Source organism: Avibacterium sp. 21-594, from assembly GCF_026226815.1.
GTDB classification, from domain to species: Bacteria; Pseudomonadota; Gammaproteobacteria; order Enterobacterales; family Pasteurellaceae; genus Avibacterium; species Avibacterium avium.
Window position 1 is genome coordinate 165009 of the sequence record NZ_JAKKOC010000001.1, and the last position, 13371, is coordinate 178379.

Here is a 13371-nt window from a genome sequence, read left to right on the forward strand (position 1 = left end):
TTGTTATCTCTTTACAGAGATAACAAACACTCCTGCAAATAAAAATATTTGTGCGCTTAAAATAATTTAAATACTAAATTTATAGGAGCTAAAATGCTTATTCCAATTTTAGAGAATGGAACTACTCTTTATAAAGATAGTTTTGGTAATAAATACCAATATGATCTGACTAAACCTACCGATAAATTAAGCTATGATACTGATTTATCCGCCCAAATGCGTGACAAAATGTCTGTAATTCCAACTCGCAATTCAAATGGAGGAGGAATTTATGAGTAATCAATATACCGCAGAGGAAATAAAAGAAATTCTGTTAGATGAAGGATATCGTTCAGTCAGCATAAAGCAAGAAAATATCGTATTATTAAAGGTTGATGGAAAGAACTATCCCATTGCATTGTATAAAAATGGTGATATTCAACTGGGTTATGGAATAACTACGCCTATATTATCTTTAGAAAAAGTGAATAATTGGAATGCAAACCATAGATTAGGGGTTTTATCTACTAAAGAAGAAAATAAACTTCTATTTTCTATCACTTTGCCTGCTCTTGATGGGAGATTATCTAGAGCAGGCATCGCAAAAGGCGTATCTCGTATGTTAGATGCCGTTAGAACAATCGATATTTTTGATTTTGTAGAAGACTAGATGAAAGAATAAAAATATTTGTGTGTTTAAAATAATTTAAATACTAAATTTATAGGAGCTAAAATGCGTGACAAAATATCTGTAATCGCGAATCAAAATCCAAATGGAGGGGGAATTTATGAGTAATCAATATACAGCTATTGAATTGAAAGAAACTCTTTTAGATCAAGGTTATCGTGAAGTTTATATTTTTAATGAAGATCTTGTTGTTGTAAAAGCTTATGGACGTACGTATTTATTGGGCTTATACCCTGATGGCGACATCCAAATATTGTATATGCTAAAGGAGAATAGTCCTTTTTCCTTAAGTAAAATAAATGAACTAAATTCTGATTATAGAAATGCATCATTTTTTACAGGTAAAGATGATGAAAATACATTAATTGTTCAATTTACAATTACTGGATTGGGTGAGAAATTAACACCAAGAAAAGTAGTCGAAGGGCTTGAAAGAGCTGATACCATACTTAGAAGCGTTGATTTTGATGATCTATTAGATTAATTTCTTTACTTTTAACAAAAAGAGCGGTGAAAAAATCAGAAATTTTTCACCGCTCTTTGTTTTTATTTCAATTTAATAAAATCTAGAAATTCGCGTTTCTTGGTGCGCGTGGGAATGGGATCACGTCGCGGATATTTTGCACGCCAGTTACATAAACAATTAGACGTTCAAAACCTAAACCGAAGCCTGAATGTGGCACTGTGCCGTAACGGCGGAGATCGCGATACCACCAGTAATCTTCAGGATTTAAGCCCATTTCAAGCATACGTTTATCAAGCACATCTAAGCGTTCTTCACGTTGTGAACCACCAATGATTTCACCAATTCCTGGGGCTAATACGTCCATTGCCGCCACGGTTTTGCCGTCATCATTTAAGCGCATATAGAACGCTTTAATGTCTTTTGGATAGTTTTTCACCACCACTGGGGATTTGAAATATTCTTCCGCTAAATAGCGTTCGTGTTCTGACGATAAATCAATGCCCCAAGACACTGGGAATTCAAATTTTTTGCCTGATTTCAGTAAAATTTCAATGGCATCCGTGTAGTCAATTTGTGCAAAATCAGAATTAATGAAGTTTTCTAAACGGCTGATAACATCTTTATCAACGTGTTTTTCAAAGAATTTTAAGTCATCTTTGCGTTCATCTAATACTGCACGGAACACATATTTAAGCATATCTTCCGCAAGTTTTGCGTTATCGTTGAGATCGGCAAAGGCCACTTCTGGCTCAACCATCCAGAATTCTGCCAAGTGGCGAGTGGTGTTAGAGTTTTCTGCACGGAATGTTGGGCCAAAGGTATAGATTTTACTTAACGCACAAGCGTAAGTTTCGCCGTTTAACTGACCAGATACGGTTAAAAATGCTTCTTTACCGAAAAAATCTTGCGAAAAATCCACCGCACCTTGTTCTGTGCGTGGCAGATTTTCTAAATCAAGAGTGGAAACACGGAACATTTCGCCCGCCCCTTCGGTATCAGAAGCAGTGATAAGTGGCGTTGCCACCCAGTAGAAACCTTGTTCGTGGAAGAAACGGTGAATAGCTTGTGCCAAGCAATGACGAACACGTGCCACCGCACCAATAATATTTGTGCGAGGACGTAAATGCGCTACTTCACGCAAGTATTCAATACTGTGGCGTTTTGCGGCCATAGGGTAGGTATCAGGATCTTCCACCCAACCTGTTACTTCAACATTTTCTGCTTGTAATTCAACCGCTTGCCCTTCAGCAGGGGATTCCACCACTTTGCCCGTTACGATTACTGAGCAACCTGTGGTTAAACGTAGGATTTCATCTTGATAATTTGCGATGTCGTTATTTACGATCACTTGGATAGGATCGAAGCAAGAGCCATCATACACTGCAAGGAAAGAAAGCCCTGCTTTAGAATCGCGGCGAGTACGCACCCAGCCACGCACGGTAACTTGATCACCGATTTGAATTTTGCCTTGTAATACATCTACGATAGGGGCAATTTGTGTCATATAAACCTCAATCAAAAAAATTAGCGTAAAAACGTGCCTAGTTTACCGCAAGTCAGAAAATTTGCCAAAATGAATTGTACAATTGTTTTTGTGAAGTCGCCCACAAAATTGGCGTAAACTACTTGTTTTTGGGTAGCAAACTGATATAACAAAAGAATAATTTTATTTTGAAAATTTAATAGAGAGATCGCTATGGCAAGAGAACGAAAACAGGATAAGTCTTTCGTGAAAGAACAACAACTAGGGAAAGTTTATCAATTAATTGAGCAGTTTGAAGAAATTTCAAGAATTGATCTATCTAAATTGTCTCGTCTTGCGCCTGCGACAATTACTTCTCTCACGCGCAAACTGATCGATCAAAAATTGATTATGGAAAAAGCGGTGCGCAACACGGAACATCGTGGACGGCCTGCGATTGGGCTTTGCGTTTCGCCTTTTTATTGGCAATCCCTTTGTGCTATTTTGACCGAAGATCGCTTTGATATGTTTTTATGCGAACTTGACGGTACGCTGATCGCGGAGCAATCTTTCCATTTAACCTTAGAAAATATTGCCAATTTAAGCACCGCACTTATTGATTGTGTGGAGCGTTTTATTCAGCAAACCCAGTGCCAAACAGAGCGTATTATTACCTTTTCGGTGGCAGTAACAGGGCAGCTTGATGAGCAAATGGCTTATTGTTATCCCCTTGGCAACCGTATTTTGCATCTTGATCTGAAAAGTTTATTCCAAAATCACTTTAACTTGCCTGTTGTTATTACGGATTATTTTGAAACTTGGCTATTTGCAGAAAGCTCAGTGGGAAGCGTAATTGGTTGTGAAAATGTGCTTTTTTTACAGCTCAATGATCGAGTCAATTTAAGCGTGCTTTCTGAGGGTGATGTCATCTGTTGTAATCAACAAGCGAAAATTAACGTGGATAAACTGATTGCACCGCAATTACATCCGTTACAAACCAAACTGAATCCGCGCTTGGGCGAAATAGAGCGATACCAAATTATTAATCAAATTACCCATAAGGCTATCTATCAGCTAATTGACTTGCTTTATCCAGATAATCAATGTAATGACAATAATGAAAAAATCCGCTTTTTATGTCGAAAAATTGATTTGCAAGAAAGTAATGCGCTTTCCATTTTACATTTGGTTACTGATGTTACGGCATATTTAATCTTGTGCTTGGTGGATATGTTCTCGCCGAAAAAAGTGATGTTAGACAGCAGTTTATTACTGGCTAAAGAGGCGTTTTTATCTCGTTTAAATCAACGTTTAAGCCTTTTCCATTGCAATGTGGAAATTGTGATTAGCCGTTATGAATGGAATAGTCCAGAAGTATTAACCGCCGCCATTAAGCAACGATTATATGATGGTTCATTATTAGGACATCTCGCGCAAAATCACTAAACTTTGTGTTAGCTCAATATTGTGATGAAAAATTTCTTTTAAAATCTTAGATTAAATAGGGAATAAAAGGGAAAGGATCATCATTATGAGCAGTTTTTTTGTTGCGGGTACAGATACCAATGTAGGGAAAACCATTTCAAGCCGAGCTATCATACAGGCATTACAAAATGCAGGCATTCAAATTGTTGGTTATAAACCCATTGCCTGCTTACCTGATTACGATGACTTTTCCCATCAACAAGGCTTAAATCCAGAAGAAAGCAGTTCTGATGTGCTGACCTTAATGCGTTCCACAAAAGAAAAGGTGAGTTATAAAGAGATAAATAGTTACAGTTGCTCAGATATTTTGACTGTCCTTTCCAGTGATGACTCCATCATTAATATTGATAAAATTAATGCCGATCTTGCCGCACTGACTCAGCGTTATCAATCTGTTTTGGTGGAGGGCGCTTTCGGCTGGCTAACGCCAATGAATAAGCATTATAGTTTTGCAAGCTGGGTGGCATCACAACAAATGCCCGTGGTGCTGGTGGTTGGCATTAAAGAGGGTTGCATTAATCACGCATTGCTGACCGCGCAATCCATTCAACAATCTGGCTTGCCATTATTAGGTTGGATCGCCAATCGCATTAACCCTGGGTTAGCGCATTATTCAGAAGTGATGGAAGTGTTAAGTGAGAAAATTGACGCACCGTTGCTCGGGCAAATTCCCTATGTGCATCGCCCTGAAGAACAAGAATTGGGGCATTACATTACCAATATTGAACGCTTGACTTATCTGCAAACGGAATGGGTGAAGTAGAGTAGGTGAAGTAAGCGAAATTCATTCGTTTCAATCTAAATGATTATTAAAGTGCGGTGCAAAAAATCAGAATTTTTCTACCGCACTTTTTTTCGCCATTAAATATGGTTTCTGGTTAAAACACTATAAATGTGTTGTACTATTCACCGTTTCTAACACAAAACGCCCTACATTTTCGTTTTCCGCTTGCTCATAGTGAACAATGCTAATGGACGTGTTATCCAAGCGGATTACTCGTGAATTTTCACGATGATTTTGCCAGGTTGAGCCATCAAATAAGGCCAGCAATAAACGCAACGTATGTCCGTGGGAAACCAATAAAATATTGCCTTTGTTATGCACATTGATAATGTCATAAACCGCCTGCATTGCGCGTTCAGCCAGTTCAGCAAAGGTTTCGCCACCGTTGCTTTTTGCTTGATAACTCGCAGGATCTTTCGTCATTTGCTGAAATTCTTCGCTTTGACGAATACTATCCACCAACACGCCCTCCCAGCTACCAAAGAAATGTTCGTTTAAGCCTTTATGTTGAAAAAAGGGAATATTTCGTTCGCCAATAATGTATTCTGCGGTATCCATCGCGCGTTTTAACACACTTGAATAGGCTGCGACAAAGGGAATATTGGCTAAGTGTTTGCCTGTTTTCATTGCTCCTTCAATGCCTTCGGCGATCAGTGGTGAATCGCCTTTTCCTTGTAATAAACCTTGTTCGTTCCAAACGGTACGTCCGTGGCGAACTAAATAAAAAGTGAGCTGTTTTTTCATTGCAATCCTTAAAATGCTTAAAAAGTTGGAAAATTTACACCGCACTTATGCCTTATAAAAGCGGGCTAAATAAGAAAAATAAACGTTCGATAACCTGCTGATAAACAGGGCGTTTTACCCAGTTTTCATAGGTTAATAAAGAAGAACTTTGGCGGTAGTGTTGCTGTAATTGGGTTACTTCATTGGCAAAACTTTGATCTTCCACCACCATTGTGACTTCAAAATTCAGCATAAAACTGCGCATATCCATATTTACCGTGCCAACAAGAGCAAGGCGGTTATCAATCAACACGCTTTTAGTATGTAATAAGCCTTGCTCAAATTGATAAATTTTCACCCCAGCGGCAAGCAGATCTTCAAAAAAGGTACGGCTCGCCCAGCTTACCATTAAAGAATCGTTTTTCTTTGGAAGAATCAGCGTAACGTCAATACCCCGCAACGCTGCAATGCGTAAGGCTTCAGCAATGCTATGGCTTGGCACAAAATAAGGCGAAGTAATGGTGATGCTTTGGCGTGCGGAAAAAATCGCAATAGAAAGAGATTGCGCCATTAAATCATCAGGAAAGCCCGGCCCTGTGGCAAGAATTTGCACGGCGTGCGAATTATTTTGATCAATAGGTAACAAAGGGCAATCTGGCAACTGCAAGGGAATTTCTTTATCGCTTTCAATTTGCCAATCCCACGCATAAAGCCCATTTAGCACGGCGGAAACAGGGCCGTTAATACGCACCATAATATCCACCCATTCGCCAACGTGGCTGTTTTGTTTGAAATATTTTGGATCAACCATATTCATACTGCCGGTGTAAGCAATTTGATTATCGATCACAATAATTTTGCGGTGCTGGCGTAAATCAATACGACTAAAAAACATACGCAGTAAATTAACGTGTAGCGCTTCGGTGATCTCAATGCCACTTTCTTTCATTTTGCAGTAATTTTTACTTTTTAGAAATTGACGGCTGCCCACGCTATCCACCAATATCCGCACCGTAACACCACGCTGTTGTGCGCTAATTAGCGCGTTTTGCACCTCTTCCACTAAGCCGCCATTCCACCAAATATAAAACACCATATTAATGCTGTGTTGGGCTTGGTGAATATCTTGAATAATGCTTTTAATGATGCTTTCTGGCGTGTCTAAAATATGCAGCTCGTTACCCAGCACGCAAGGGATATTTAAGCGACTTTTGGCTAAGTCAAAAATGGGGCGATAAAGCAGAGTGTTGTGATGATTAATTAATTGCGGACATTGCGAAAAATCGCCAAACCACTGGTTAAATTTGGGTGCAAGCAAACGAAATGCTTTTGCCCGTTTTGTGCCTAATTTCACTTCACCAAACACTAAATAAGCGATAATGCCCACCACTGGCACGAGATAAATAATCATCAACCAAGAAAGGGTGGCAGAAACCGATTGTTTTTTTATCACTAATCGCATTGTGATAGAAATGGTCAAAATCCAAATCAGGACAGGGACGAGATATGCTATAATCTGTTGAAAAGTAAAATTCATTTATTTTTAACCGAACTTTTATAAACATCTAATTATGCCAGAGATCACAACGCGAATGTTCGACATTGTTTTTCAGCACGCCGATTTTATCATTATTCATAAGCCTTGTGGCATTTCCGTGCATAAAGATGATCAGGCGCTTGGTCTAACCACTTTAGTGGCGCAGCAATTAAATTTGCCCCAAGTGTGGCTGGTGCATCGGTTAGATAAGGTAACTTCTGGTTTGTTAATCTTGGCATTGAATAAGCAGGCGGCGGCAACCTTGTCAGGGCTATTTGCCGATCATCGCATTGAGAAAACCTATCTGGCGTTATCCACTGAAAAGCCGAAGAAAAAGCAAGGGCGAATTGTGGGAGATATGCAAAAACCCCGCAATGGTACTTGGAAATTATGCCAAAGCAAGGAAAACCCTGCCATCACGCGTTTTTCTTCCCTAAGCTGTGAGCCAAATTTGCGCCTTTTTATTTTGTTTCCGCAAACAGGTAAAACGCACCAGTTACGCGTGGCAATGAAAAGCCTAGGCAGCCCGATTTTAGGTGATGTGCTTTATGGTGGGAATAAACAAAAATCCGACCGCACTTATTTGCATTGTTATCAGCTTAAATTTACTTACAAAGACCAGCGGATTAATGTGAAAACTCTGCCAAAAACAGGCAAATTTTTCACCGCACTTTCCGTGCAAGAAAAAATTCAGCAATGGGAAAGGGAGAATAATTGCGAAAAACCAGAATAAAAACGTGATTTTTTAAGGCGTTAGTATTATCATTAGGAAATTTTTCAAATGTTAGATTGTTATTAGAGGATAGGTATGCAACACCTTAAAGAAATTACCGAACAGGCAAAAGACGCGATTGAGAAATTGCACGATAAAAGCCTCGAAACCCTAGATGCGATTCGCGTAGAATATTTTGGTAAAAAAGGGCATTTTACTCAATTAATGCAAGGATTGCGTGATATTGCCGCCGAAGAGCGTCCTGCAATGGGGGCGAAAATTAATGAGGCAAAACAGAAAGTTTTAGACTTATTAAACAGCAAAAAAGCGGAGTGGGAGCAAGAAGCGTTAGATGCTCAGCTTGCCAAAGAAAGTATTGACGTGAGCTTGCCAGGGCGTAAAACGGAACTTGGTGGCTTGCACCCTGTTTCTGTAACCATTGGGCGTGTGGTGAGCTTTTTCTCTAATTTAGGTTTCACGGTGGAAGTGGGGCCTGAAGTTGAAACCGATTATTACAACTTTGATGCGTTAAATATCTCTGCTCATCACCCAGCGCGTGCGGATCACGATACGTTCTGGTTTGATGCGGAGCGCCTATTGCGTACGCAAACTTCTGGGGTGCAAATCCGTACAATGGAAAAAATGCGTCCACCAATTCGCATTATGGCACCGGGCCGTGTATATCGTAACGATTACGACCAAACGCACACCCCAATGTTCCACCAAATTGAATTACTTTATGTGGATAAGCACGCCAATTTCACCGAATTAAAAGGTCTGTTACACGATTTCTTGCGTGCGTTCTTTGAAGAAGATTTAAAAGTGCGTTTCCGCCCATCTTATTTCCCATTTACCGAGCCTTCTGCTGAAGTTGATGTAATGGGGAAAAATGGAAAATGGTTAGAAGTGTTAGGCTGTGGAATGGTTCACCCAAATGTACTACGCAATGTGGGTATCGATCCTGAAGAATATTCTGGCTTTGCGGTGGGAATGGGCGTAGAACGCTTAACAATGCTACGTTACAATGTAACAGATTTACGTTCATTCTTTGAAAATGATCTCCGTTTCTTAAAACAATTTAAGTAATAGAAAACCGAAATATTGAAATATTAATGTAGAGAAAGAATATGAAATTTAGTGAATTATGGGTTCGTGAATGGGTGAATCCTGCCGTTAGCACGGAACAATTATGTGATCAAATTACAATGCTCGGACTAGAAGTCGATGGCGTTGAACCTGTTGCCGGCGAATTTAGTGGCGTTGTTGTAGGGGAAGTGGTGGAATGTGCGCAACACCCTGATGCGGATAAATTACGTGTAACCAAAGTCAATGTGGGTGGTGAACGTCTATTAGACATCGTGTGCGGAGCGCCGAACTGCCGTCAAGGCTTGAAGGTGGCTTGTGCGGTTGATGGTGCAGTGTTACCTGGTAACTTTAAGATTAAGAAAACCAAATTACGCGGTCAGCCTTCTGAAGGAATGCTATGCTCATTCAGCGAATTAGGCATTTCGGACGATCACAACGGCATCATCGAATTACCCGCAGATGCGCCAATTGGCACGGATTTGCGTGAGTATTTGCAATTAAACGATAACAGTGTAGAAATTAGCTTAACGCCAAACCGTGCGGACTGTTTAAGCATTGCAGGAATTGCCCGTGAAGTGGGCGTGGTTAATCAGCAAGCCGTTAATGCCCCTGAAATCAAGCCAGTGGCAGCAACCATTGCAGATAAAGCACAAATTGAGGTGTTAGCGTCTGAAGCTTGCCCACGTTATTTATTGCGTGTGGTGAAAAATGTGAATGTGAAAGCACCAACGCCAATTTGGATGCAAGAAAAATTACGCCGTTGCGGTATTCGTTCTATCGATCCAGTGGTGGATATTACCAATTACATCTTACTTGAGCTTGGCCAACCAATGCACGCTTTTGATGCAGCAAAAGTGGCACAGCCTGTGCAAGTGCGTATGGCAAAAGAAGGCGAAGAATTGGTGCTATTAGATGGCACAACCGCCAAACTTCAACCAAACACTTTAGTGATTGCTGATCAAAATGGCCCGTTAGCGATGGCAGGTATTTTTGGTGGCGAAGCCAGTGGTGTGAATGCCGAAACCAAAGATGTGATTCTTGAAGCTGCATTCTTTGCGCCATTAGCCATTACAGGACGCGCTAGACAATATGGCTTACATACCGATTCTTCACACCGTTTTGAACGTGGTGTAGATTTCAATCTTCAACACAAAGCAATGGAACGTGCAACCGCCTTATTGTTAGACATTTGCGGTGGCGAAGCGGGTGAAATTTGCGAAGTAGTGAGCGAAGCCAATTTACCAAAAGTAAAACAGGTGCAATTACGCCGTGAAAAATTAGATCACTTATTAGGCCATCATATTCCAACGGAAACCGTTACAGACATTTTGCAACGCTTAGGCTTGCAAGTGAGCTACCAAGACGGTTTATGGACAGCCATTTCACCAAGCTGGCGTTTTGATATTGAAATTGAAGAAGACTTAATCGAAGAAGTGGCGCGCATTTACGGTTATAACAATATTCCGAACAATGCTCCATTAGCGCATCTACAAATGAAACCAATGCCTGAAAGTTTATTAGAATTGGTGCGTGTGCGTACCGCATTTGTCGATAGCGATTATCAAGAAATTGTGTCTTATAGCTTTGTTGATCCAGAAGTTCAGCAATTATTATATCCAGAGCAAGAAGCATTAATTCTGCCAAACCCCATTTCGCGTGAAATGTCAGCAATGCGCGTGTCTTTATTACCGGGCTTGCTTACAACCATTGCTTACAACCAAAATCGCCAACAAAGCCGTGTACGCATTTTTGAGGGTGGATTACGCTTTATTCCTGATAGCCAAGCAGAAAGCGGCGTTCGTCAAGAATATGTACTGGGTGCCGCCATTGTGGGAGATAAACGCCCTGTTCATTGGGAACAAAAAGGCGAAAATGTGGATTTCTTTGATCTAAAAGGGGATTTAGAACGCATTTTATCACTAACAAAGGCTGGAAATCGTTTGCGTTTTGTAGCAAAATCATATCCAGCGTTACACCCAGGGCAATCTGCTGCCATTATGTTAGACGATAAAGAAATCGGTTATATTGGCACGGTACATCCAAAAGTGGTGCAACAGCTTGGTTTATCTGGTAAACCTATCGTATTTGAAATTGAATGGGCTGCCATTGCAGAAAGACCTGTTCCAAATGCCAAAGAAATTTCTCGTTTCCCTGCCAATAAACGTGATTTGGCGGTTGTAGTGGATAGCGCAACACCAGCGGGCGATGTGTTAGAAGTATGTCGTCAAGCAGGCGGAAAACAGCTTGTAAACGTAAGTTTATTTGATGTTTACCAAGGGGCGAATTTACCAGAAGGTAAGAAAAGTTTAGCCATTAGCTTAACCATTCAAGACACTGATAAAACCCTTGAAGAGAAAGAGATTAATGCGGTAATTTCAGCGGTATTAGACGCATTAAAACAACGATTTGATGCTTATTTGAGAGATTAATATTATGACATTGACCAAAGTTGAATTAGCCGATAGCTTAATTGAAAAGCATAATCTAAATAAACGTGATGCCAAATTATTGGTGGAAAGTTTTTTTGAGGAAATTCGCGTGGCATTGGAAAGTGGGCAAGATGTGAAATTATCTGGATTTGGTAATTTTGAATTACGCGATAAAGCCTCACGCCCAGGACGTAACCCTAAAACAGGGGAAAGCGTACCTGTTTCCGCGCGCCGAGTGGTAGTATTCAAACCCGGTCAAAAATTACGCTCTCGTGTAGAAAAATCTAAGCCAAAAGCTTAATCATTTCTCACTTAAAACTATCCGTGCAAAAAAGTGCGGGTAGTTTTTTATTCTTTTTTTATTTTTAGAGTTTACAATGAATTTACTTAAAACATTGCTGATTGGCGGTGGCGTATTGCTGAGTGTAGCTTGTTCTAGCTCAAATGAAAGCTCTTCCGTCCAATATAAATCGTTTAAACATAACCGCTATCATAGCCAGTTAAACGATCCCATTATGACTATTGCGATGCTGTCAGAACATCAACGTGAATGGGCTGGCACCCCCTATCGTTTAGGCGGGCAAAGCCGCCGTGGCATTGATTGTTCAGCCTTTGTGCAGACTACCTTCCGCGAACGCTTTAATATTAATTTGCCTCGTACCACAAGAGAACAAGTGAAATACGGCACGAAAGTGGCGAAAGAGGATATTCAAACGGGTGATTTAGTTTTCTTTAAAACAGGGCGTGGGCCAAATGGCTACCACGTTGGGATTTATGTGAAAGACGGCCAATTCCTACACGCCTCAACCAAAGGCGGAGTGATTTATTCTTCACTCAACAGCCCTTACTGGACGCGTACCTATTGGCAAGCGCGTAGAATGTAAAACCGAGTTTATAGAAAATACAGAAATAAAAAGTGCGGTAAAAAATTTTTGATTTTTTCACCGCACTTTATTTTTGCTGTTCTTTTATTCGAGCTTTGTTTAACTCACTTCCTTAAACGCAATCATTTCATTTTGGCTGAAATCTGTTTGCTCATCTTCATCTTGGAATAATGGGGTAGTAGGCAGATCTTGTTTATCAAAAGCAATATCCCCTTCCACGCCATCTAAGCTTTGTCCACGTTGAATATCTTTGAAATTAAACAAATTTTTATCGCATAAGTGCGAAGGTACGATATTTTGCATTGCGCTGAACATTGTTTCGATGCGCCCCGGATATTGGCGATCCCAAGTTTGCAACATTTCTTTTACCACTTGGCGCTGCAAGTTAGGTTGCGAACCGCATAGATTACAAGGAATAATCGGGAATTGTTTAGCGATGGAATATTTTTCAATGTCCTTTTCTTTACAATAAGCCAGCGGACGAATCACAATTTGCTTGCCGTCATCACTGATCAGTTTTGGTGGCATTGATTTCAGCTTGCCGCCGTAGAACATATTGAGAAATAAGGTTTCCAACATATCATCACGATGATGCCCAAGGGCGATTTTGGTTGCGCCAAGTTCTGTGGCTGTGCGGTATAAAATCCCACGTCTTAAACGAGAACAAAGGGAACAGGTGGTTTTGCCCTCAGGAATTTTTTCTTTCACAATACCGTAGGTATTTTCTTCCACGATTTTGTAATCCACGCCAATGCTCTCTAAATATTCAGGTAAGACGTGTTCAGGAAACCCCGGTTGTTTTTGATCTAAATTTACCGCCACAATATCAAAATGAATCGGGGCATTAAGGCGTAAATTAAGCAAAATATCCAACAACGTGTAGCTGTCTTTACCGCCAGATAAACACACCATCACCTTATCGCCATCTTCAATCATATTAAAATCGGCAATGGCTGCGCCCACATTACGGCGTAGGCGTTTTTGTAACTTATTGAAATTATAGATTTGTTTCTTCGTTTTTTCGTTTTGAGAAGTTAAATTTTCGCTCATTGGGTTTATTATTCGGTTATATCAATTTAAAAAACTTGCGTATAGTAAGGGGTAATGAGATTTTTTCCAATAGGAATGTGCAGGAT

General features: G+C 40.2%; 14 protein-coding genes. 10 read left to right on the plus strand and 4 right to left on the minus strand.

Annotated elements, in window-relative coordinates; all coding sequences use genetic code 11:
* The first annotated feature begins 93 nt into the window (after positions 1-93).
* From L5B76_RS00820 to L5B76_RS00830, 3 genes are all read left to right on the plus strand, one after another.
* Positions 94-279 (plus strand): hypothetical protein, encoded by a 186-nt coding sequence (locus L5B76_RS00820; protein WP_115249625.1) that lies wholly within the window; start codon positions 94-96, stop codon positions 277-279.
* Entirely contained in the window at positions 272-649 is a 378-nt protein-coding gene (locus L5B76_RS00825; RefSeq protein ID WP_115249626.1) for a hypothetical protein, read from the plus strand. Before L5B76_RS00820 ends, L5B76_RS00825 begins: the two co-directional genes overlap by 8 nt.
* Before the next feature lie 118 nt (positions 650-767).
* On the plus strand, positions 768-1151 hold the full coding sequence (locus tag L5B76_RS00830) for a hypothetical protein (RefSeq protein WP_265753868.1): 384 nt from the start codon (positions 768-770) through the stop codon (positions 1149-1151).
* Between the two features lie 82 nt (positions 1152-1233).
* On the opposite strand, the gene asnS is transcribed toward L5B76_RS00830, so the two are convergent.
* Positions 1234-2637 (minus strand): asparagine--tRNA ligase, encoded by a 1404-nt coding sequence (gene asnS, locus L5B76_RS00835; RefSeq protein WP_265753869.1) that lies wholly within the window; start codon positions 2635-2637, stop codon positions 1234-1236.
* A gap of 192 nt (positions 2638-2829) precedes the next feature.
* On the opposite strand from asnS, the gene L5B76_RS00840 reads away from it, so the two are divergent.
* Together L5B76_RS00840 and bioD are read left to right on the plus strand one after the other, a co-directional pair.
* A complete protein-coding gene (locus L5B76_RS00840; RefSeq protein ID WP_265753870.1) occupies positions 2830-4041 on the plus strand; it encodes an ROK family protein in 1212 nt (403 codons plus the stop codon).
* 85 nt (positions 4042-4126) lie between these two features.
* Positions 4127-4843: a dethiobiotin synthase gene (gene bioD / locus L5B76_RS00845; protein ID WP_265753871.1), complete on the plus strand. Its 717-nt coding sequence runs from the start codon at positions 4127-4129 to the stop codon at positions 4841-4843.
* 123 nt (positions 4844-4966) lie between these two features.
* On the opposite strand, the gene L5B76_RS00850 is transcribed toward bioD, so the two are convergent.
* Both L5B76_RS00850 and cls read right to left on the minus strand, forming a co-directional pair.
* A complete protein-coding gene (locus tag L5B76_RS00850; RefSeq protein WP_265753872.1) occupies positions 4967-5608 on the minus strand; it encodes a histidine phosphatase family protein in 642 nt (213 codons plus the stop codon).
* A gap of 52 nt (positions 5609-5660) precedes the next feature.
* Entirely contained in the window at positions 5661-7124 is a 1464-nt protein-coding gene (gene cls, locus L5B76_RS00855; protein ID WP_194751452.1) for a cardiolipin synthase, read from the minus strand.
* A 34-nt stretch (positions 7125-7158) separates the two neighbouring features.
* On the opposite strand from cls, the gene L5B76_RS00860 reads away from it, so the two are divergent.
* The 5 genes from L5B76_RS00860 (at position 7159) to L5B76_RS00880 (ending at position 12235) form a co-directional block, all read left to right on the plus strand.
* The gene (locus L5B76_RS00860) at positions 7159-7857 is read left to right on the plus strand and encodes a TIGR01621 family pseudouridine synthase (RefSeq protein WP_265753873.1); all 699 of its coding nucleotides are present in this window, start codon (positions 7159-7161) and stop codon (positions 7855-7857) included.
* Between the two features lie 75 nt (positions 7858-7932).
* A complete protein-coding gene (gene pheS / locus L5B76_RS00865) occupies positions 7933-8922 on the plus strand; it encodes a phenylalanine--tRNA ligase subunit alpha (protein WP_265753874.1) in 990 nt (329 codons plus the stop codon).
* Positions 8923-8963: 41 nt separating this feature from the next.
* Positions 8964-11351 (plus strand): phenylalanine--tRNA ligase subunit beta, encoded by a 2388-nt coding sequence (gene pheT, locus L5B76_RS00870; RefSeq protein WP_265753875.1) that lies wholly within the window; start codon positions 8964-8966, stop codon positions 11349-11351.
* Positions 11352-11355: 4 nt separating this feature from the next.
* Positions 11356-11652 (plus strand): integration host factor subunit alpha, encoded by a 297-nt coding sequence (locus L5B76_RS00875; protein ID WP_103855875.1) that lies wholly within the window; start codon positions 11356-11358, stop codon positions 11650-11652.
* 76 nt (positions 11653-11728) lie between these two features.
* Positions 11729-12235, plus strand: a complete 507-nt coding sequence (locus L5B76_RS00880) for a C40 family peptidase (protein ID WP_115249635.1) — start codon at positions 11729-11731, stop codon at positions 12233-12235.
* A gap of 99 nt (positions 12236-12334) precedes the next feature.
* On the opposite strand, the gene ttcA is transcribed toward L5B76_RS00880, so the two are convergent.
* On the minus strand, positions 12335-13285 hold the full coding sequence (ttcA, locus tag L5B76_RS00885) for a tRNA 2-thiocytidine(32) synthetase TtcA (RefSeq protein WP_265753876.1): 951 nt from the start codon (positions 13283-13285) through the stop codon (positions 12335-12337).
* Positions 13286-13371 lie beyond the last annotated feature (86 nt).

Excerpts from the sequence above, each read along its gene's own strand:
- L5B76_RS00820 (WP_115249625.1), top strand. The coding sequence starts at position 94 with ATGCTTATTCCAATTTTAGAGAATGGAACTACTCTTTATAAAGATAGT.
- L5B76_RS00825 (WP_115249626.1), top strand. The coding sequence starts at position 272 with ATGAGTAATCAATATACCGCAGAGGAAATAAAAGAAATTCTGTTAGAT.
- L5B76_RS00830 (WP_265753868.1), top strand. The coding sequence starts at position 768 with ATGAGTAATCAATATACAGCTATTGAATTGAAAGAAACTCTTTTAGAT.
- asnS (WP_265753869.1), bottom strand. The coding sequence starts at position 2,637 with ATGACACAAATTGCCCCTATCGTAGATGTATTACAAGGCAAAATTCAA.
- L5B76_RS00840 (WP_265753870.1), top strand. The coding sequence starts at position 2,830 with ATGGCAAGAGAACGAAAACAGGATAAGTCTTTCGTGAAAGAACAACAA.
- bioD (WP_265753871.1), top strand. The coding sequence starts at position 4,127 with ATGAGCAGTTTTTTTGTTGCGGGTACAGATACCAATGTAGGGAAAACC.
- L5B76_RS00850 (WP_265753872.1), bottom strand. The coding sequence starts at position 5,608 with ATGAAAAAACAGCTCACTTTTTATTTAGTTCGCCACGGACGTACCGTT.
- cls (WP_194751452.1), bottom strand. The coding sequence starts at position 7,124 with ATGAATTTTACTTTTCAACAGATTATAGCATATCTCGTCCCTGTCCTG.
- L5B76_RS00860 (WP_265753873.1), top strand. The coding sequence starts at position 7,159 with ATGCCAGAGATCACAACGCGAATGTTCGACATTGTTTTTCAGCACGCC.
- pheS (WP_265753874.1), top strand. The coding sequence starts at position 7,933 with ATGCAACACCTTAAAGAAATTACCGAACAGGCAAAAGACGCGATTGAG.
- pheT (WP_265753875.1), top strand. The coding sequence starts at position 8,964 with ATGAAATTTAGTGAATTATGGGTTCGTGAATGGGTGAATCCTGCCGTT.
- L5B76_RS00875 (WP_103855875.1), top strand. The coding sequence starts at position 11,356 with ATGACATTGACCAAAGTTGAATTAGCCGATAGCTTAATTGAAAAGCAT.
- L5B76_RS00880 (WP_115249635.1), top strand. The coding sequence starts at position 11,729 with ATGAATTTACTTAAAACATTGCTGATTGGCGGTGGCGTATTGCTGAGT.
- ttcA (WP_265753876.1), bottom strand. The coding sequence starts at position 13,285 with ATGAGCGAAAATTTAACTTCTCAAAACGAAAAAACGAAGAAACAAATC.